At 67.8% G+C, this 18,373-nt stretch carries 17 protein-coding genes and 1 riboswitch; of the genes, 8 read left to right on the top strand and 9 right to left on the bottom strand.

All coding sequences use genetic code 11. The features are described 5' to 3' along the window. Positions 1–5: 5 nt before the first annotated feature. Positions 6–1,466 carry an alpha/beta hydrolase gene (locus tag KHC23_RS08260; protein ID WP_246544428.1) on the bottom strand — a complete coding sequence of 487 codons (1,461 nt, stop codon included), beginning with the start codon at positions 1,464–1,466 and terminating at the stop codon, positions 6–8. 2 nt (positions 1,467–1,468) lie between these two features. Beyond that, the gene (locus KHC23_RS08255) at positions 1,469–2,494 is read right to left on the bottom strand and encodes an AI-2E family transporter (protein ID WP_213371338.1); all 1,026 of its coding nucleotides are present in this window, start codon (positions 2,492–2,494) and stop codon (positions 1,469–1,471) included. A 294-nt stretch (positions 2,495–2,788) separates the two neighbouring features. Between KHC23_RS08255 and KHC23_RS08250 the strand changes: the two genes are divergently transcribed. From KHC23_RS08250 to KHC23_RS08240, 3 genes are all read left to right on the top strand, one after another. Continuing rightward, entirely contained in the window at positions 2,789–3,328 is a 540-nt protein-coding gene (locus tag KHC23_RS08250) for a TRAP transporter small permease subunit (RefSeq protein WP_213371336.1), read from the top strand. 61 nt (positions 3,329–3,389) lie between these two features. Beyond that, on the top strand, positions 3,390–4,802 hold the full coding sequence (locus KHC23_RS08245; RefSeq protein ID WP_213371334.1) for a TRAP transporter large permease: 1,413 nt from the start codon (positions 3,390–3,392) through the stop codon (positions 4,800–4,802). Positions 4,803–5,102: 300 nt separating this feature from the next. Further along, positions 5,103–6,314, top strand: coding sequence for a multidrug effflux MFS transporter (locus tag KHC23_RS08240; RefSeq protein ID WP_213371326.1), 1,212 nt, complete (start codon positions 5,103–5,105; stop codon positions 6,312–6,314). A 164-nt stretch (positions 6,315–6,478) separates the two neighbouring features. On the opposite strand, the gene KHC23_RS08235 is transcribed toward KHC23_RS08240, so the two are convergent. From KHC23_RS08235 to KHC23_RS08225, 3 genes are all read right to left on the bottom strand, one after another. After that, the gene (locus KHC23_RS08235) at positions 6,479–7,024 is read right to left on the bottom strand and encodes an NUDIX hydrolase (protein WP_213371325.1); all 546 of its coding nucleotides are present in this window, start codon (positions 7,022–7,024) and stop codon (positions 6,479–6,481) included. Between the two features lie 289 nt (positions 7,025–7,313). After that, positions 7,314–7,523 (bottom strand): hypothetical protein, encoded by a 210-nt coding sequence (locus tag KHC23_RS08230; RefSeq protein ID WP_213371317.1) that lies wholly within the window; start codon positions 7,521–7,523, stop codon positions 7,314–7,316. Positions 7,524–7,617: 94 nt separating this feature from the next. After that, the gene (locus KHC23_RS08225) at positions 7,618–8,328 is read right to left on the bottom strand and encodes a phosphatase PAP2 family protein (protein ID WP_373878517.1); all 711 of its coding nucleotides are present in this window, start codon (positions 8,326–8,328) and stop codon (positions 7,618–7,620) included. A gap of 373 nt (positions 8,329–8,701) precedes the next feature. On the opposite strand from KHC23_RS08225, the gene KHC23_RS08220 reads away from it, so the two are divergent. From KHC23_RS08220 to KHC23_RS08200, 5 genes are all read left to right on the top strand, one after another. Further along, on the top strand, positions 8,702–11,020 hold the full coding sequence (locus KHC23_RS08220; protein ID WP_213371314.1) for an MHYT domain-containing protein: 2,319 nt from the start codon (positions 8,702–8,704) through the stop codon (positions 11,018–11,020). 75 nt (positions 11,021–11,095) lie between these two features. Further along, a riboswitch (TPP riboswitch) is annotated at positions 11,096–11,216 on the top strand. A gap of 45 nt (positions 11,217–11,261) precedes the next feature. Continuing rightward, on the top strand, positions 11,262–12,284 hold the full coding sequence (locus tag KHC23_RS08215) for an FAD-dependent oxidoreductase (RefSeq protein ID WP_213371471.1): 1,023 nt from the start codon (positions 11,262–11,264) through the stop codon (positions 12,282–12,284). After that, positions 12,262–12,459 (top strand): sulfur carrier protein ThiS, encoded by a 198-nt coding sequence (gene thiS / locus KHC23_RS08210; protein WP_213371313.1) that lies wholly within the window; start codon positions 12,262–12,264, stop codon positions 12,457–12,459. The genes KHC23_RS08215 and thiS overlap by 23 nt, the downstream gene beginning before the upstream one ends. A gap of 46 nt (positions 12,460–12,505) precedes the next feature. After that, positions 12,506–13,291: a thiazole synthase gene (locus KHC23_RS08205; RefSeq protein ID WP_213371469.1), complete on the top strand. Its 786-nt coding sequence runs from the start codon at positions 12,506–12,508 to the stop codon at positions 13,289–13,291. A gap of 120 nt (positions 13,292–13,411) precedes the next feature. Next, positions 13,412–14,017 (top strand): thiamine phosphate synthase, encoded by a 606-nt coding sequence (locus tag KHC23_RS08200; protein ID WP_213371312.1) that lies wholly within the window; start codon positions 13,412–13,414, stop codon positions 14,015–14,017. A gap of 65 nt (positions 14,018–14,082) precedes the next feature. Here KHC23_RS08200 and KHC23_RS08195 read toward each other — a convergent pair whose 3' ends face one another. The 4 genes from KHC23_RS08195 to KHC23_RS08180 form a co-directional block, all read right to left on the bottom strand. After that, positions 14,083–14,640: a DUF2087 domain-containing protein gene (locus KHC23_RS08195; RefSeq protein ID WP_213371311.1), complete on the bottom strand. Its 558-nt coding sequence runs from the start codon at positions 14,638–14,640 to the stop codon at positions 14,083–14,085. Between the two features lie 325 nt (positions 14,641–14,965). Next, positions 14,966–16,336, bottom strand: coding sequence for an NAD(P)H-dependent oxidoreductase (locus KHC23_RS08190; protein WP_213371310.1), 1,371 nt, complete (start codon positions 16,334–16,336; stop codon positions 14,966–14,968). A gap of 96 nt (positions 16,337–16,432) precedes the next feature. Next, positions 16,433–17,593: a coiled-coil domain-containing protein gene (locus tag KHC23_RS08185; RefSeq protein ID WP_213371309.1), complete on the bottom strand. Its 1,161-nt coding sequence runs from the start codon at positions 17,591–17,593 to the stop codon at positions 16,433–16,435. Between the two features lie 127 nt (positions 17,594–17,720). Beyond that, positions 17,721–18,287: a DUF1134 domain-containing protein gene (locus KHC23_RS08180; RefSeq protein WP_213371308.1), complete on the bottom strand. Its 567-nt coding sequence runs from the start codon at positions 18,285–18,287 to the stop codon at positions 17,721–17,723. Positions 18,288–18,373 lie beyond the last annotated feature (86 nt).

Genomic DNA, 18,373 nt, shown 5'->3' with positions numbered 1-18,373 from the left:
CCCGTTCACGGCGTCGGCGCGGGTGGCGCGATCCGGTCGTTCATGTAGGAAAAGAACGGGTTGGACGACATCCGCACCAGCGCGTCGAGGCTGACGATCAGTGCCCCGCGCTCGCCGCGCACGGCCATGGCGCCGAGCTGGAGCCCGAAATTCTCGTCCGGATCGGGATGCGAGCCGTACAGCGCATCCTCCGGCGGGAAGGGCAGGGCGACGTGGGAGAGCGAATAGACGTCGATCGGATAGGAGAGCCCCAGCGGGCGGACCGTCTCTTCCGTTCCGCCGGCGGGGATGGAGCGCTCGACCACCAGGTCGCTGCCGGCATCCTCATTGGTGATGATGACGGTGCGGAAAGTGCGCGGCAGCGGCGGCAGCAGGCGCAGCAGCGCCGTATAGGAGGTCGCGCGCAAAAGCGGGCCGAGCTTGGTGTTGCGGTTGATGTCGAACAGCACCAGCTCGCTGCCATTTGCCGGTAGCTGGCGATACAGGGCGTCGACGATGGCGCGGGTCGAGACGGTGAAATCCATCACCGACTGGAAGGTCAGCACCGGCGCCAGGTCCTTCAGGCGTCCCGCCCGCGCCTGCGCGGTGATCGAGGCCTGCAGGGCCCGCGTCAGCCGATGCGACTGCACCGCGCCATTCACCGGAAAGCTGTTGTATTTGAAAGGGTTGAATTCCGGCACCAGGCCGAGCCACGCCGCCTTGTCGAAGGCCGGCAGATAGGCCGGCAGCGCCGCCAGCCCGGCGAAGCGGGCGAAGCGCGTGATGCCGATCATCGGCGAGATGAGCACCAGCCGGGTGGGGCGCACCAGCTTTTCGTCGCTGAGCGCGTCGAGCGCGTATTTCAGCGCCAGCGCCCCGCCATTGGAGAAGCCGACGATTTCCAGCTTCTTGCCCGGCACGCGGGCGGCCGCCTCGCGCACCGCAAGCCGCGTCGCCGCCAGCCAGTCTTCCCATTCGACCTCGGTAAGCCCGGCCGGAACCGTTCCGTGACCGGGCAGGCGCGGGGCAACGACGAGGAAGCCGTTGGCGAGATAGCGCCGGGCGACATGGCGCAGGCTGTAGGGCGAATCGGTCAGTCCGTGCAGCAGCACGACGACGCCGACCGGTTCGCCCGCCGGCGCCAGCTCGTAGGAGCGGTTCCAGTCATGGGTGAGGTGCGGCGGGTAGACCACGCTGCCGGCGAAATAGCGGTTGGAGGGAACCCTGTCCTCCTCCGGCAGCTTCTGCACCACCTCGCGGGTGACGTCAGCGAACAGCTTGTCCTCGCGGGCGAGGTAGCCGCGCCAGTCCGCCTTGTCGAGTTCGGAGACGCTCATCTCCTCCGGCACGAAAGTGTGCCAGGGCTCCAGCGGCGGCCCGCTCTGCGCGAACCAGACCCGGGAGCCGAGGAAGGCGACGAACAGAACCAGCGCCAGTAGCGCCGCCCATTTGAGGAGCCTGCGCAGGGCTTTGAAGAGGGCGCTCATGATCAGACGACGGGCTCCTCGCGGCCGGAGAGCAGGCGGGCGAGCCAGCGCGTGCCGTCACCCTCCTCGCAGAAGGTCAGGGCGGCGATGACCAGCGGCACGCCGATGAAGGCCCCGGACAGCCCCCACATGAACGCCCAGAAAAACACGGCGAACAGCACCAGGAAAGGCGAGATGGCGAGCGCCTTCCCCGCCATGCGCGGCTCGATATAGCTGCCACTGAAGAACTGGATCACGTTCATGGCGAGGAACACCGCCACCGCCGTTTCCCACGAGCCGAACTGCGCCAGCGCGAAGAAGGTGGGCAGCAGCGTCGCCACCAGCGGGCCGATGAAGGGGATGTAGTTGAGCGCGAAGGCGATGACGCCGAAGGCGAGGGCGAGATCGAGCCCGATGGCGGCGGAGAGCGCCCAGACGAAGACACCGGTCAGCACGCTCATCACCGTGCGCACCATCATGTAGGTGCGGAACTTCGCCGCCGTCGCCGCGCAGGCTCGCACCAGCCGCCGCCCGGTCTCTCCGGCCTCGGCGAGCAGCTTGGTGCGGACGATGTCGACCTCCAGCAGGCCGAGCATGACGAAGATCAGCGTCACCACGCCGAAGCCGAACATGCCGTTGAGCCGCCCCGCGAGGCTCTGAAAGGCGCCGATGAGCCAGCTCGCGTTGAAGGTGTCGGCCAGCATGCCGGCCGAATAGAGGCCTATCTCTTCCAGCTGCGCGGCGGTCTCGGTGTAGATCGCCTGGAAGCGGCCGGCATTGGCGATCAGCCAGCGCCCTGCCTGGCTGAAGCCCCAGATGGTGACATAGCCGAGCAGCGCCAGAGCGAGAATGGTCAGCGCGAGGGTCACCATCATCGCCACCAGTGCCGGCAGTCGCTGCTGCAGTCGAACCTGCAGCGGCCAGACCAGCGCGATGATGAAAAGCGCAAAAGCGACCGGCGCCACTACCGACCTGGCGAGATAGATCGCGCCGGCGGCGAGAATGAACGCGCAGATACCGAGCGGGAGACGGAGCGCGCTGGAGGTCATAGGAGCTTTCGTGGAACCGGGCGGGGCGAAGCAAGCGGGATAGCATGCCGCACCAGATCGGCAAATCGCGATGACGCAGCGTCGCCTCAGTGGCTCGGAGCAGAGTGCCACCCGCCAGCCCTTCAGGCATACGCAAAAGTGTCACATCACGGCGACGTTCGCCGGCTGGAGGAGCATCGCGGCCGGACGCGGGTTATTTTGCGTGAGACGATGGTCTATCTTGCCGCCAACGGCGGGGGCGGCGATGGGGCAGCCGGTCGCAACGAAAAAGCCGGCCAGAATGAGGGGGATGCGATGGGTGGGCTGCTCGCTTTCAGCCGCGTCGTCGACGGATTGAACGAGCGGTTCGGACACATCGCGGATTACTGCGTGCTGTTCGCCTGCCTCGTCAGCGCCGGCAATGCGACCGTGCGCTACCTGTTCAGCTATTCGACCAACGGGTTGCTGGAGGTCCAGTGGTACCTGTTCGGTGCCGTGGTGCTGCTCGGGGCGCCCTACACGCTGAAGCGCAACGAGCATGTGCGGGTCGACCTCGTCTACATGTCGGTTTCACCGCGCGTCCGGCTGTGGATCGACACGCTCGGCTTCGCGCTGATCCTCATCCCCGCCGGCCTCTACCTCGCCTGGCTGAGCTTTCCATTCTTCTGGCAGTCCTTCGTCTCCGACGAGGTGTCGCAGAATGCCGGCGGGCTGATCCTCTGGCCGGCCAAGCTTTTGTTGCCGCTGGGCTTCGCGCTGCTCACCATTCAGGGGCTCTCGGAACTGATCAAGCGCGTCGCCGCGCTCTCCGGCGCGATCGAGATCGCCACCGATTACGAGAAGCCGCACCAATAGGAGCGCCGCGAAAGCCGGCCCCTGACCGCCAGTCCCTTCCTTCCCGACGCACGAGCCTTGCATGTTCTCCTATGGCGTGATGCCTCCGCTCATGTTCGCCGGCATGATCTGTTTCATGCTGGCCGGCTTTCCCGTCGCTTTCTCGCTGATCGCGGTCGGCCTGTTCTTCGGCTCGCTCGGCATACTGACCGATCATTTCACCTTCAGCTTCCTGCAGGCGCTGCCGTTCCGCTTCTACGGCATCATCTCCAATGACCTGCTTCTGGCGATTCCTTTCTTCACCTTCATGGGGGCGGTGCTGGAGCGCTGCGGCCTCGCCGAGGATCTGCTGGAGGGCACCGGCAAGCTGTTCGGCAAGGTGCCTGGCGGCCTCGCCTACGCGGTGATCGTGGTCGGCGCGATTCTCGGCGCCATCACCGGCACGGTGGCGGCGTCGGTCATCGCCATGGGGGTGATCTCGCTGCCGGTGATGTTGCGCTACGGCTATAATGAGCGGCTCGCCACCGGCGTCATCGCCGCCTCTGGCACCATCACCCAACTCATCCCGCCCTCGCTGGTGCTGATCGTGCTGGCCGAGCAACTCGGCCGACCGGTGGGCGAGATGTATCTCGGCGCCATCGGCCCCTCGCTGCTGCAGGTGCTGATCTTCCTCGGCTATGTGTTCGTGCTGTCGCTGATCAAGCCGCAGCACATGCCGCCTCTGCCGCCCGAAGCGCGCGGAGAGGGCGGCTGGCCGCTGATCCGGCAGGTTCTGTGGGGTATGGTGCCCTCCATCGTGCTGATCCTGCTGGTGCTCGGTACGCTGGCCATGGGCCTCGCCACGCCGACCGAGGCGGGGGCGATGGGGGCGGTCGGCGCCATCTTGCTGGCGGCGCTGCATGGACGGCTGACCTGGCCGCTGATCCGTCAGGCGATGGCCTCTACCGCCCGCCTCACCGCCATGGTGGTGTTCATCCTCATCGGTGCCACCGTGTTCAGCCTGGTGTTCCAGGGCATGGACGGGGCGCTGTGGATCGAACACCTGCTTTCCCAACTACCCGGCGGGCGGGCCGGTTTTCTCATTTTCGTCAATGTGTTCATCTTCTTCATCGCCTTTTTTCTCGATTTCTTCGAGATCGCCTTCATCATCGTGCCGCTGCTGGTGCCGGTGGCGATGAAGCTCGACATCAACCTGATCTGGTTCGGCGTGCTGCTGTGCGTGAACATGCAGACCGCCTTCATGCACCCTCCCTTCGGCTTCGCGCTGTTCTATCTGCGCGGCATCGCGCCGAAGTCGATCCGCACCTCGCAGATCTACTGGGGCGCGATTCCGTGGCTGCTGATGCAGCTCATCTTGGTGGTGGTGGTGATCCTGTGGCCGGACGCGGTGACCTACTGGATCAGCGCTGGCCCGAGCGTCGATCCTTCGACCATCGAGCTGGACATTCCCCAGTTCGACGTGCCGCCGCTCGACATGGCTCCGCCGCAGTTCTGAGTGCCGGCAGGGGCGATGCCGCTATGGAGTCGTGCCGCAGTCAGTCAAATCGATGACAGCCATCATTTTAATTCAAGTGCGGGCCAAGGCCTTGCCGTGGCGCCCATTTTTGCGCGCTTCGCCGGCGATTTCCAGACCGTGTGTCTTTCACCCTATAGGGTAGCCGGGGATTGTGCGCGATAAGGCGTGCCCCCCGATGGCGCCTCCGCGCCTGTCCGACCTCGCCGCCATACTGGAACTCCCATGCCCTCCCTTCGATCCGCCCCGGCAAACCCGCATCCGGGCAACCCGCATCCGGGAATGGGATTTCGGGAGTTCGTGCTGTTCATCGCCGGTCTCATGGCAACCAACGCCATCGCCATCGATTCCATGCTGCCGGCGCTGCCGGAGATCGGTGCATCGCTGGGCATCGACACCGCGAATCACACCCAGCTCGTCATCACCGCCTATCTGCTCGGCTTCGGCGGCGCCCAACTCGTCTATGGCACCCTGGCCGATCGTTTCGGGCGCCGCAGCGTCCTGCTGTTCGGCCTCGCGGTCTATACGGCGGCCTCGATCGGTGCCGTCTTCGCGGGCACGCTGGAGGTGATGCTGGCGGCGCGTGTGGTGCAGGGCATAGGCTCGGCGGCGACCCGTATCCTTGCCATCACCATCGTGCGCGACTGCTATTCCGGCTCGCACATGGCGCGGGTGATGTCACTCGCCTTCCTGGTCTTCCTCTCGGTGCCGATCGTCGCCCCTTCGATCGGGCAGGCGATCATGCTGGTGGCACCGTGGCGCGGCATCTTCCTGATGCTGTGCCTGTTCGGCGCGGTGCTGTTCGTGTGGACGCTGGCGCGCCTGCCGGAGACGCTGCATGCGGAAGACCGCTCGCCGATCTCCTTCGCCGGCATCGCGCATGCCTTCGGCCTGATCATGCGCAGCCGCGTCACGGTCGGCTACATGCTGGCCATCACCATGGTGATGGGCGGGCTGTTCGGCTTCATCAACTCGGCCCAGCAGGTGTTCGCCGACGCTTTCGACGCGGACGAACTGTTCACGCTGATCTTCGCGCTGATCGCCGTCTTCATGGCGGCCTCCTCCCTGCTCAATGCGCGCATTGTTGAGAAGCTTGGTATGCGACGGGTCTCGCACGCGGCGCTGCTTGGCTATCTGGCGGTGACGCTGGTGCATGCCGGCATCGTGCTGGCAGGGATCGAGAACATCTGGACCTTCTCGATCCTGCAGGGCGCGATGATGTTCTGCTTCGGCCTGATGGTGTCGAACTTCAATTCCATGGCAATGGAGCCGGTCGGCCATGTGGCGGGCACGGCATCGTCGGTGCTCGGCTTCGTCAGCACGGTGGGGGGCGCGCTGGCCGGCTTCGCGCTGGGGCAGAATTTCGACGGCACCACGCTGCCGTTGACCATCGGCTTCGCGGCCCTGGCCATCGCGGCCTTGGGCTGCGTGCTCCTCGCCGAGCGTGGGCGCCTGCTCCAGCGCGACCGGCGCGTTACCGATGCCGAGACCTGAAAGGTAGCCCGCCGTCGCCTTCTGTTGCCTTGTTCGGATTTTATCCCCGTGTCTTTTTCTGCTGTCGTGCCTTTGCGGCGAATACGCAGGATGACGTGGTCGCCCACCAGATCACTCGGATTGTCGACTGATGCGCGGATTAAGGGCGGGACAAGTGGAAGGCCTCAGGGCGCCGCCTGCCCCTGGCCGATTTCCTCCCGCGAAGAGGCAGTCGACGCGACGCGCCGGCCGCCATTTGACCGCGCCAGCAGATGCGGGGCACGGGACTGCGCATAATCGAGGATGATCGCGCCCAATTCCGGCTCGTCCACCAGCAGGGCAGCGTCCTCAGCGGAAAGCCAGATCTGAGCCCGCTCGTGGCGCTCGGGCCAGTCGGCGAGCTGGCGGCGGACGGCCAGCGGATAGACGCCGACCTTCACCAGCGCGAAATGCGTCTCCAGCCGCTTCCAGTACAGATACTGGCCGAGCCGCTTGCGGCCCATGTCGCCAACGACGCCGGCTTCCTGCCGTGCCTCGATTTCGGCCGATTTCCAGTCCTTGCGGTTCCGTATCGGCCAGCCCTTCGGGATGATGACACGCTGGGTCTCGCGCGAGGTCATGACCAGCACCTCGACCGCACCGTCGGCATTGAGGCGAAACGGCAGTGCCGCCACCTGGCCAAGGGGGCGCCCGTCGGTGACGCGTCGTTTGTTCCGGTTCGGTTTGGTCATGACGCTGAATGTAGTGCGTCGCACACAAATAGCGACACCGCTCGCGATCCTTCTCATGCTTCGGACACATCATGACGACGGAAGTCACGCTTCTCGCCAGATAGCTGCCGCGCGCGTCCGGGCAAGTACGGTTCCCCGCGATGCGACGCAACGAGGGAACCGGAAGCGGCCACGATGCCGGCCCACGAACGCAGCCGGCCCGGCGGTCGGTCACGCTACAGAGCGGCTTCCCCGGCGCGGGCCGACCTGCCGAATCTGGCGGTCCGCCGGTCCTGCGGTACGCGGTCGGTCAATGCTGCGCCAGAATCGCCGCGATGGCCTGCGCGACCGACTTGGTCACGCGCTTCCGGTAGCGACGGTGAACGAGCTGGCCGTTGTGGAACACGTCCTGCTCGACATAGAGGTTGCTGCCGTCCCAGCGCAGGATGTTGTCGGACTCGACCGTCTCGATAACGCCGATTTCCGGGATCAGCTGTCCTTCCGGCGCGGTGGTGGTCATCTTTGTCCTCCTGCAGTGTCGGGACGCTCTGCGGCGCCCTGTTTGCGGATGATAGACGAGCGTGCGGCGAAAGCCATTGGGTGCTTTGCGAAGTTCAGGAGGCCTTCCGCGGCGGCGGATCGTCGGTCGCGGAAGTGTCTGTTCCGGCAGTGCCGGCACTTTCAACCTTGCCGCGGCGCTGCAGCAGCAGCACGAGGATCCAGCACAACAACGCCCAGGCGCCGCCGGCGCACCAGCCGGCAAGCACGTCGGTTGGCCAGTGCACGCCGAGATAGATCCGGCTGAACCCGACCAGCAAGGTGAGGCCGACGGCTACGGCGAGCGCATAGGCCTTGATCCGCCGCCTGCTCTCGGTGCGTACCAGCAGCACGCCGAGGGTAAGGAAGGTGACCGCAGCGCCCATGGCGTGGCCGCTCGGAAAGCTCAACGTGCTGACATCGACGAGATGGGCGACGAGGTCGGGCCGCGGGCGCTCGAAGCCGAGCTTCAGTGCATAGCTCAGAAGCCCGCCGCCGGCCGTCGCTACCAGCACGAACAGCGCCGCGGCGCGCTTGCCGTCCATCGCCAGAAACCCGGCGACGATGAACGTGATCAGGGTCAGCACCGTGGTGCTGCCCAGCGCGGTCACGTCGCGCATGATGATTTCCAGCCAGGGTGGGCCGAGCGGGTTGGCAGGATCGCCCGGCGTGCGGAAGGCGAGCAGCACCGCCTCGTCGAACGCGTGGGTTTCGCCCTCCACCACCTCGTCGGCAATGAGTGCGAAGGCCAGCAGCCCCAGAGCTGCGCCGAGCAGCGCCAGAAGCACCGCCAGTTCGGGAACAACGAGGCGCGGCAGATCGCGCAAGCGGGGCGGAAGTCTCTCAAGCAGCGTGCGTGATCCGAGAAGGGGCATCGTCTGAGGGCACCGTTGGAATAGCGACGCAGGGCAACCGCGTCGGGCGTGGAACTGATTGATGCCCTGCGGTGTTCCCTTGCTACGCTTGCAAGGAGGATTTCATGCTCAAGGGTGGCGCGCTGTGGCTGCTGGGAATTCCGCTGCCGATTATTATCGTCCTTTGGTTCATGGGCTATCTTTAACCCTCGCGAAGGCGCTATCGGCGTGACAAGGCGCCGGGCGACGTTAAGTTTACGCGGCCCGGTGCCCTGCGGCCCTCCTGGAGTGGAAACGTTCCGCGATCATGAACCTCGTCGGTAGCCACGATATCGCGCTTGTGGCGCTGTCCATCCTGATCGCGGTGGCCGCGTCCTTCACCGCCCTCGATCTGGCGGGCAGGATCGCCGGCGCGCGCGGCTCGATACGCCTGGCGTGGCTGGCGGCGGCGGCGGTGGTGCTTGGCGGCGGCATTTGGTCCATGCATTTCATCGCCATGCTGGCGCTGAACATCGGCATGGACGTGTCCTATGCGCCGGGGCTGACACTTCTCTCGCTGCTGCTGGCAATCGGATCGACCGGGGTGGCGCTGTTCGCCGCCGGACGGGCAGCGGTGGGCCTCGATGGCATCCTGCTGAGCGGCATTTTCATGGGCCTCGGCATTGTCGGCATGCACTACACCGGCATGGCGGCGATGCGTATGCCCGGCGAGATGACGCACGACATGATCTATGTCGGCGCTGCCATCGTGCTGGCCGTCGCGGCCTCGACAGTCGCACTGTGGCTGGCGTTTCGCCGCCACTCCTTGCCCCAGCGGCTCGGCGCCGCGCTGGCGCTCGGCTTCGGCATTGCCGGCATGCACTATGTGGCGATGATGGGCGTTACCTTCACCGGGCACGGTGACGTCCACGATGCCGCGCTGGCCGCCAGCGCGGACGGCATCGGCAATGGCGCGCTGGTCGCGGTGGTGACCGCGGCGACCTTTGCCATCTTCGTCGCGCTGCTGCTGGCCGCCGCCTATGACCGGCGATTTGCGGTGCTGTCCGAGCGCGAGGCCCGCCTTTGGCGCGAAAGCGAGGAGCGCTACCGCAACCTCTACCGTCGCACGCCGCTGCCGTTGCATTCGCTTGGCCCAGATGGGCGTATCGCTCAGGTCAGTGACCGCTGGCTGAGCCTTCTCGGCTATGCGCGCGAGGAGGTGATCGGGCGTCCGCTTACCGACTTCATGACCGAGGAATCCGCCCGCCGACGCATCCATGAGCACTGGCCGCGCCTGCTCGAAACCGGTGAACTGCGCGAGGCAGAGTACACGTTGTTGGCCAAGGACGGGCATGCGCTCGACTGCGTGCTCTCGGCCGTCGCCGAGAAGGATTCCGGCGGCCATCTCACCATGACGCTGTGCGGCCTGGTCGATGTGACCGAGCGCCGCGCCGCCGAGGAGGCACTGCGCCAGGCACAGAAGCTGGAGGCGGTCGGCCAGCTTACCGGCGGCATCGCCCATGATTTCAACAATCTGCTCGCCGTGGTGATGGGCAATCTGGAGCTCGCCTCCAAGCGGGCTCCGGACGATCCGCGGCTGACTCTGCTGCTCGGCAATGCGCAGCAGGCCGCCCAGCGCGGCGCGGCGCTCACCCAGCGCATGCTGGCCTTCGCACGCCGGCAGGATCTCAGGCCCGCCCCGGTGGACGTGCCCGAACTGGTGCTCGGCATGGCCGACATGATGCGCCGCTCGATCGGCCCCGGCGTGCGTATCGAGACCCGCTTCCCGCTCGGGCTGCCCTACGCCCGGGTGGACGCCAACCAGCTCGAACTCGCCTTGCTCAATCTTGCCGTGAACGCGCGCGACGCCATGCCCGACGGTGGTGTCATCACCATTGCCGCGTGGGAAGAAATCGTCGCGCTGCCGGAAGGTGAGGGGCTGGCCGAACCAGGCAGGCTCAAGCCCGGCCACTATTTCTGCCTGTCCGTCAGCGACAGCGGCAGCGGCATGGATGCGGACACGCTGGCGCGCGCCGCCGAGCCGTTCTTCACCACCAAGGGCGTGGGCAAGGGAACCGGGCTCGGCCTTGCCATGGTGCACGGCCTGGCTGCGCAGTCGGACGGCAAGCTCGTGCTGAAGAGCGAGCCCGGTAAGGGCACGACGGCGATCATCTATCTTCCAGTCGCGAAAGCGGGCCGCAGTGTGGCGGTGGCTGTTCTGGCGGAGGATGAGGACGATGTGCCCGGTGGGGAGCATGGTGCGCAGCGCGTGCTGGTGGTGGATGACGATCCCCTGGTGCTGTCCGCCACCGGTGCCATGCTGGAGGATCTTGGCTGCGCGGTGACGGAGGCTTCGTCGGCGCGTGAGGCGCTGAATCTGCTGGAGGCCGGTGCGACCTTCGACGTCGTGCTCACCGACCAGGCGATGCCGGGCATGACCGGCGTGCAGATGGCCGCGGTGATCGATGAGCGCTGGCCCGACCTGCCGCTGATCCTCGGCACCGGCTATGCCGAGTTGCCGGCCGACGCCAGGGCCGGCATGCCGCGCCTGGGCAAGCCGTTCAGCCGGGAGACGCTGCGGCGTGCCATCGTCGCCGCCACCCGCGTGGCGCCCGACAATGTGGTGCCGATGCCGCGGCGCGGCTGAGATGCGAAGGCACCGGCGGGCGCTTCCGGAATATTGTGGACCGCCGGTGACATTCGCCGGCTGAATGACTATATCGAGAGCGTCCGGGGGAGCCTCGTCAGGAGGCTGAGAGGCCATCGGCGCGCGTTGCGCGGCATGGCGACCCTTCGAACCTGATCCAGTTGAGACTGGCGGAGGGAGGAAGTGCATGATTTCCAATCAGATAGAGCCGACCGATACCGCGCAGCGCGCAGCCAATGCCATGCGGGTGAAGATTGTCGGCGCCGGCGTGGCCGGGCTTACCTGTGCCCACGCCTTCGCCCGGCGTGGGGCGAACGTGACCATTGTCGAACGCCGCGCCGGCTCCGGCCAGGGCTGCTCCTGGTATGCCGGCGGCATGCTCGCGCCGTGGTGCGAGCGCGAGAGCGCCGAGCCGATCATCGCCGAACTGGGCCTTGAATCACTGGCCTATTGGCGCGAGGCGGTGCCCGACGTGCCGCTTGAAGGCAGCCTGGTGCTGGCGCCGCCGCGCGATCTGCCGGATCTGCGCCGTTTTGCGCGGCGGACGGCCAATTTTGAATGGGTTGACGGCGCCCGCATCGGCGAACTCGAACCCGATCTGGACGGGCGCTTCGACCAGGGACTGTTCTTTCCCTCCGAAGCGCATCTGGAGCCGCGCAAGGCGCTCGCGGCGCTGACCCGCCGGCTGGTCGACGAGTATCATGTTGCCTTCGATTTCGAGGCCGATGGGTTCGATGAGGAGGACGGTCAGGCCGGTCAGGCCGATGGGGCCGACCTCGTGGTCGACTGCCGGGGGCTGGCCGCGCGCGACGTGCTGGCCGACCTGCGCGGGGTGAAGGGCGAGATGCTGGTGCTCTATTCCAGCGAGATCGCGCTCAGGCGACCGGTGCGCATGCTGCACCCGCGCATCCCGGTCTATATCGTGCCGCGCGGCGACGGGCATTTCATGATCGGCGCCACCTCGATCGAGAATGACGAGCGCGGCCGTGTCACCGGGCGTTCCATGCTGGAACTGCTCGGCGCGGTCTATGCGCTGCACCCCGCCTTTGGCGAGGCGGAGATCGTCGAGATCGGGGCGGATGTGCGCCCGGCCTTTCCCGACAACCTGCCGCGCCTGCGCAGGCGCGGCAACACGCTCTATGTGAACGGCCTCTACCGGCACGGCTTCCTGGCGGCGCCGGCGCTGGCGCGCCGCGCGGCGGAGGTCGCGTTCGACGGGGCCCATTTCCCGGAGGTGATGGATGAAGATCATCGTGAATGGTGAGCCGGCCAGCACCGCCGCTGGCACGCTGGCGGACCTTCTGGCCGAACTCGAACTCGCCGATGCCATCGTGGCGACGGCGGTGAATGGCGACATGGTGCGGGCGGCGAAACGCGAGGCAACCCCGATCGCCGATGGCGACCGGGTCGAGATCCTCGCCCCCATGCAGGGCGGATGACAGGGAGGCGGTCATGGATGCGATGACCAACAAGACGACCATGGACATGGCCGATCCGGTGGCGTTCTACGGCACCGAGGTCGCCTCGCGCCTGCTGCTCGGCACGGCGCAATACCCCTCGCCGGCGATTCTGGCGGAAGCGATCCGCGCCTCGGGCACGGAGATCGTCACCGTCTCGCTGCGGCGGGAATCGGGGGTGGCGAAGTCCGGCCAGAGCTTCTGGCAGCTGATTCGAGACCTTGGCGTGAGGGTGCTGCCCAACACCGCCGGCTGCAAGACGGTGAAGGAAGCCGTCACCACCGCCGAGATGGCGCGCGAACTGTTCGGCACGCCCTGGGTGAAGCTGGAGGTGATCGGCGAGGACGACACGCTGCAGCCGGACGTCTTCGGGCTGGTGGAGGCGGCGCGCCTGCTCACCCGCGACGGCTTTCAGGTATTTCCCTACACCACGGAGGACCTGGTGGTGGCGGAGAAGCTGATTTCCGCCGGCTGCGAGGTGCTGATGCCGTGGGGGGCGCCGATCGGCTCCGGGCGCGGGCTGAACAATCCCTATGGCCTGCGCTCGCTGCGGGCGCATTTTCCCGGTATCCCGCTTGTGGTGGATGCCGGCGTGGGCCTGCCCTCGCACGCGGCGGCGGCGATGGAAATGGGCTATGACGCGGTGCTGCTGAACACCGCGGTGGCCAAGGCGGGCGACCCTGTCCGCATGGCCCACGCCTTTGCCCGCGCCATCGCGGCCGGGCGCGAGGCGGTGATCGCCGATCCGATGGAGGTGCGCGACATGGCGGCGCCTTCGACCCCGGTCATGGGCCGGGCCCTCCTGGGTTCCTAGAGCGTTTTCGGGCGAAGCGGGTTCCGGTTCGCGTGACGAAAATGCGTAAAATCAGAAACCTGTAGCCCTTCCGGGGAACCGGCTTTCACCGGAGGGGTTCGAGGTCGTTAGGGGTGCGTGATGAAGCTCGATCCGTTCTATCTCGTCGTCGACCGCGCCTCCTGGCTGCCGCGCCTGCTGCCGCAGGGGGTGAAGCTGGTGCAATTGCGCGCCAAGGAGATGGACGAGGCCGAACTGCGCCGCGAGATCGCCACCGCGCGCGAGACCTGCGCCCGCTTCGGCGCGCAGCTCATCGTCAACGACTATTGGCGGCTCGCCATCGAACTCGGCTGCGACTTCATCCATCTGGGGCAGGAGGATCTTGCCGAGGCCGACGTGCCGGCCATCCGCCGCGCCGGGCTGAAGCTCGGCATCAGCACCCATGACGAGGCGGAACTGGAAGCCGCGCTGCTGGCGCGGCCGGATTATGTCGCGCTCGGCCCGGTCTACCCCACGGTGCTCAAGAAGATGCGCTGGGCGCCGCAGGGGCTGGAGCGCATCACCCAGTGGAAGAAGCGCGTCGGCGACCTGCCGCTGGTCGCCATTGGCGGGCTGACGATCGCCCGCGCGACGGGCGTGCGGCGGGCGGGCGCGGACAGCCTTGCCGTCGTCACCGACGTGCTGCTGAACGACAACCCCGAGGCCCGCGCCCGCGACTGGGTGCTGGCGACGCGCGAGATGGCGTAGGCCGCCGGCGCGGACGGGGCGGACGGGAGGCGGGCCCGCCGCCCCGCCGCGTGTTGCCCGCGCGCCTATGACAAAGAGGCAACGGCGCGCCGGCGCAGGAGCGCGCAGAGCTTTGTCATTTCGGGGGGAGGTTCGCGCTCGATGCGCGCATATTCGCTCCCGTCCGCCGTGCGACGGAACAGGCCGAACTCCACCATTTCACGGCGCAGCAGCGCATGGTCGCCGAACAGGTGCTCGGCGTTGAGAAGCGCGTTCATCCGCCGCTCGTGAAACACCTCGCCGCTGGGCATGCGGGACCACAGCACCCACAGGCAGAGAATCTGCTGGTTGCGCTTCTTGGGCCAGCGCACCAGCCGGCCCTCGGCGTCGAACAGGCGCAGCGCCTTCTCGCAGCGGGAGTGATCGGCCACTGGCGGGGGGGCGGCCGGGGCGGCTTCGAGCCGGCCGCGCGCCTGCGCATCGGCCCGCAAATGCTGGAAGTTGCGATAGCCGGCGCCGCGTGCCAGCAGGTTCAGGAGTTCGACATGGCCGGGCGCGCGGTCGAGCGCGGCGATCCCGTCGCGCAGGGTGCGGGCGAGCGCGGAAATATCCGGCGCCTCAAAGGCCAGATGGAGTCTGGACATGACCTATCCTCGTTGGTGCCCTTTCGCGAGGAAATGTCGGGGTTGCCGTCTTGCGACCGGGCACAAGGACAAGTGCGGGGTTCGAACATCAGCAGGTTTAGCTCCCCTTGCGGGGCGGCAACGCCTCGGTGAACTGCAGACCGTGGCGCAGAGATAAGTGAAGGCGGGCGCGATGTCCAGTGCCCTTCGTTCCCGTTGAAGGGCCCTCATCCCCGGGCTTGACCCGGGGATCCAGGCTTTTCCGTGAGAGCACCGGGACCGCTGGGTGCCCGGGTCAAGCCCGGGCATGAGGGGGGGGGAGTTATCCCGGACGACGCTCTGGTGCCTACTCCGCCGCAGCGCTGACCCCGCCGGCGAACGAGCGCTCCATCTCGCGGCGCAGGCGCACCGCCGGGCTGTCCTTCACCTCGACATCGGCCCAGCCGACGATCTCGCCCTCGGCTATGTCGCGGGACAGCGTGACGTGATGGGCGAGGCCGATGGGCAGGCCGCCTCGTGCCAGCGAGGTGGCGGCGGGAAAGAGCTTGCCCCAGACGGTGAAGCCGCCTTCGCCGTCCAGCGTCTCGCCGCGTTTCAGCGGGCGCTTGGCCACCGCCACCACATCGGCGCTGAACGCCTCGGTAGCGCCGGTCGGCTCGCCGCGCAGCGCGGCACTGGCGACGCTGACGCCAAGCTCCAGCCCGATCAGGTGATAGGGGCGGTAGAGCGCGGTGGTGCGGCCGGAGGCATCGGTGACCACGCCATATTCCTTGAAGCAGCGCCGGGCATAGTCGCCGCGCGGGCTCGGGTCGGCCTCGAACACGACATAGACGCCCCAGCGCAGGTCGCGGAACACCGGGCGGCCGTCGCGCTCCAGCGAGGAGACGGTTTCCACCGTGCCGGATTGTTCCAGCAGGCCGCCGTGCTCGCGCGGGCGCAGGATGGTGGCGAGGTCGTCGACGCCGCAGGGCGGGAACAGCAGGCCGTCGGACGGCGCCGTGAGCCCGGCCGCATTGGCGATGGCGGCCATCTCGATGGAGGATTTGGTGCCGTCGGCGAAGGAGTTGAACATCTGCGCGTTCATGCCGCCCTGCGCCGCCTGCTCGGGGGTGAGGCCGTAGAGGCTCCAGATCGTGTCCGGGGTGGAGCGGTGGAAGCTCGGCAGGTACTTGGTGCCCTTGCCGGCGCAGACCACGTTGAAGCCGCAGGTGCGGGCCCAGTCGACCATCTCGCAGACGAGGGCCGGCTGGTCGCCATAGGCCATGGAATAGACCAATCCGGCCTTGCGGGCGCGTTCGGCCAGCAGCGGGCCGACCAGCACGTCGGCCTCCACCGTGACCATGACGATGTGGCGGCCGTGCTCGATGGCGAGCAGGGCATGGGCGGCGCCGGCGGCCGGGCTGCCGGTGACCTCGACCACCACGTCGAGCCCGTCGGCGGCGATCAGCGCCGATGCGTCGTCGGTCAGCATGGTGCGGCCGGTGCGCAGCGCCTCGTCGAAGGAGGGGGCGGCCACCGCTTCCGCGTCCCAGCCGGTTGCTTCCAGCGCCGCGCGGGCGCGCGGCACGGAGAGATCGGCGATGCCCAGCAGGTGCAGGCCCGGCGTGGTGCGCAGCTGCGAGAGGAACATGGAGCCGAACTTGCCGGCGCCGATGAGGCCGACACGGACCGGGCGTCCGGCATCGGCGCGGGCCTTGAGCAGGCGGGCGAGATTCATCGAGCGTTTCCTTCCCAGGGTGCGGCCGGGCTTTTGCCCGGTCCGGATCGTCGACGCGCATGTTGCCGGCGCGGTCCGCACCCGCGCGGCGGGGTGTCAGCCGGCAATGGCGCGGCCCTTGGGCCGGGGCTCCTCGGCGGCGCGATCGTCGACAGGCGCCGGCTCCGGTTCCTGCTCCGGCCGGTCTTGCGGCCCATCCTCCGGCGCCGCCCTCAGCGCCAGGATGCGGTCGGCAAGGGTCGGGGCCGCGCCCGGCGTGGCCGAATGGGCGGCCAGAAGGGCCTCGATGGGCGAATCCGGGCCTTCGAGCCGCGAGGTGAGATGGGCCACCTCGGCCGCGATGTCGCTGATCCGCTCGCGCAGCCGCACGGTATCGGGCGCCTCGGCGCGGCCCGGGGCCGGCGGCTCGATAGCGCGCGCGGCCTCGGGCGCGGGCGCCACCACGCGCAACGCCTCCGCCTGCCGGCGGGCCTTCTCGGCGGCGTGGGCGCGCGCTTCGAGTTGGGCCAACTCGGTGGTCAGCGCCGCGCGCTCGGCCTTGAGGGCGCTGGCCTCCTCGTCGAGCCGGGCCTCGGCCCGGGCCAGTTCGTCCTTCAGCTCGCGGTTGCGGCGCAGCTCGATAGACAGGCTCTCGGCCGTGGTCCGCAGCGTCTCGCGCTCGCTCTGCAGATGGGCGTTGGCGGCGGCGAGATGGCGGTCGAGCTCGCCGATGCGGTCCTTGAGCGTGTCGCGCAACGTGGTCAGCGCCACATGGTCGATCTTCAGCTCCTCCTCCCGCGTGCGCGTGTCCTCGAAGGCGTCGCGGGTCTTCGCCAGTTCGGCGCGGGTGGTGCGAAGCGTGGCGGCGGTCTGCTCCAGGTCGCGCGTGCGGGTGTCCAGCTCGCCGAGCAGATGGTCGCGGTGGGTGGCCACCGTCCCGTGCTCGGTGCGCAGGGCGTCGAGCTCGGTCGAGAGGCGCTCGATCGTCTCCTGGCGGGCGCGCAGCGTCTCGGTCTGCCGGACGAGGTCGCCATATTGCGCGGCGGCGCGGGCCTGCAGCTTCTCCACCTCCATTTCGAGGCGGCGGATGCCGACGGCGAAGATCGCGCGCTGCTCGTCCTTGTCGGCCTGAATCTCGGCGATCGAGACCGGGATCGCCCCCTCGATACGCTTGCGGGTGAGCCGCACCGCCCGCCGCCACACGGCGGGCAGCAACAGCAGGGCCAGCAGCGTCGCCGTCAGGAAGCCGATGGCGGAATACATGATCGCTTCGATCATGCGGCGATCTCACCTCAGAACGCGGAAGGCCCGTCAGGGAACGGCGCAGGCCTAGCCTAGGAGCATCAGGTTACAGATGCCAAAACGGCCGGGCTAGCCCGGCCGCACGGCGTCGGGTGGGTGCGGGTCAGAAAGGATTCCACGTCGCGGCGGGCGTGAACTTGAGATAGCCGATATTGGCGCCGAGGCGCACGCCGACGCCGGAGCGGATCGGCACCACGACGATGTTGTCGGAGGCCAGCGCCGTCATGCCGAAGCCGGCGACGAAATAAGCCGAGCCGGAAATGCCGCCGAAGCGCCGGAATATGTCGTTGATGCCCTTCAGATTGTAGACGAGAATCATGGTGCGGGCACCGTCGCCGCCGAAATCCCAGCCGAGCGAGGGGCCCTGCCAGTAGACCTTCAGGTCGCCGGCATTGCGGGTGTAGAGCGTGCCGTCGCCGTAGCGCAGGCCGCCGACAAAGGCGCCGGAGCCCTCCTGGCCGAGGATGTAGCCATTGGGCTGGCCCCACTGGTTGACCGCTTTTTCGATCGACAAAGCAAGGCCGCGCGAGACCTCGCCGAAGAAGCCGTGGCCCTGCTGCACCAGTTCGTCACTGGAATAGGTGCTGGTCTGGGCGTGCGCTGGCGCGGTGACGAAGGGAAGGGCGCAGACAAGGGCGAGGCAGGCATAAAGGGCGCGCAAGGTCGGCATCGGCGGTCTCGCGTTTGATCTCAACAGGCGGGGCAGAGCCCGTGACGGGCCTTGATTCGGACCCGGGCATCCAGCGCCCCGAAGCC

It is taken from the genome of Ancylobacter dichloromethanicus, from assembly GCF_018390645.1.
Taxonomy (GTDB): domain Bacteria; phylum Pseudomonadota; class Alphaproteobacteria; order Rhizobiales; family Xanthobacteraceae; genus Ancylobacter; species Ancylobacter dichloromethanicus.
This window is presented reverse-complemented; position numbering and strand designations above follow the sequence as displayed.

What these genes read in the sequence shown, in the direction of transcription:
- KHC23_RS08260 (WP_246544428.1), bottom strand. Translation starts at nt 1,466, where the DNA reads ATGAGCGCCCTCTTCAAAGCCCTGCGCAGGCTCCTCAAATGGGCGGCG.
- KHC23_RS08255 (WP_213371338.1), bottom strand. Translation starts at nt 2,494, where the DNA reads ATGACCTCCAGCGCGCTCCGTCTCCCGCTCGGTATCTGCGCGTTCATT.
- KHC23_RS08250 (WP_213371336.1), top strand. Translation starts at nt 2,789, where the DNA reads ATGGGTGGGCTGCTCGCTTTCAGCCGCGTCGTCGACGGATTGAACGAG.
- KHC23_RS08245 (WP_213371334.1), top strand. Translation starts at nt 3,390, where the DNA reads ATGTTCTCCTATGGCGTGATGCCTCCGCTCATGTTCGCCGGCATGATC.
- KHC23_RS08240 (WP_213371326.1), top strand. Translation starts at nt 5,103, where the DNA reads ATGGGATTTCGGGAGTTCGTGCTGTTCATCGCCGGTCTCATGGCAACC.
- KHC23_RS08235 (WP_213371325.1), bottom strand. Translation starts at nt 7,024, where the DNA reads ATGACCAAACCGAACCGGAACAAACGACGCGTCACCGACGGGCGCCCC.
- KHC23_RS08230 (WP_213371317.1), bottom strand. Translation starts at nt 7,523, where the DNA reads ATGACCACCACCGCGCCGGAAGGACAGCTGATCCCGGAAATCGGCGTT.
- KHC23_RS08220 (WP_213371314.1), top strand. Translation starts at nt 8,702, where the DNA reads ATGAACCTCGTCGGTAGCCACGATATCGCGCTTGTGGCGCTGTCCATC.
- KHC23_RS08215 (WP_213371471.1), top strand. Translation starts at nt 11,262, where the DNA reads ATGCGGGTGAAGATTGTCGGCGCCGGCGTGGCCGGGCTTACCTGTGCC.
- thiS (WP_213371313.1), top strand. Translation starts at nt 12,262, where the DNA reads ATGAAGATCATCGTGAATGGTGAGCCGGCCAGCACCGCCGCTGGCACG.
- KHC23_RS08205 (WP_213371469.1), top strand. Translation starts at nt 12,506, where the DNA reads ATGGCCGATCCGGTGGCGTTCTACGGCACCGAGGTCGCCTCGCGCCTG.
- KHC23_RS08200 (WP_213371312.1), top strand. Translation starts at nt 13,412, where the DNA reads ATGAAGCTCGATCCGTTCTATCTCGTCGTCGACCGCGCCTCCTGGCTG.
- KHC23_RS08195 (WP_213371311.1), bottom strand. Translation starts at nt 14,640, where the DNA reads ATGTCCAGACTCCATCTGGCCTTTGAGGCGCCGGATATTTCCGCGCTC.
- KHC23_RS08190 (WP_213371310.1), bottom strand. Translation starts at nt 16,336, where the DNA reads ATGAATCTCGCCCGCCTGCTCAAGGCCCGCGCCGATGCCGGACGCCCG.
- KHC23_RS08185 (WP_213371309.1), bottom strand. Translation starts at nt 17,593, where the DNA reads ATGATCGAAGCGATCATGTATTCCGCCATCGGCTTCCTGACGGCGACG.
- KHC23_RS08180 (WP_213371308.1), bottom strand. Translation starts at nt 18,287, where the DNA reads ATGCCGACCTTGCGCGCCCTTTATGCCTGCCTCGCCCTTGTCTGCGCC.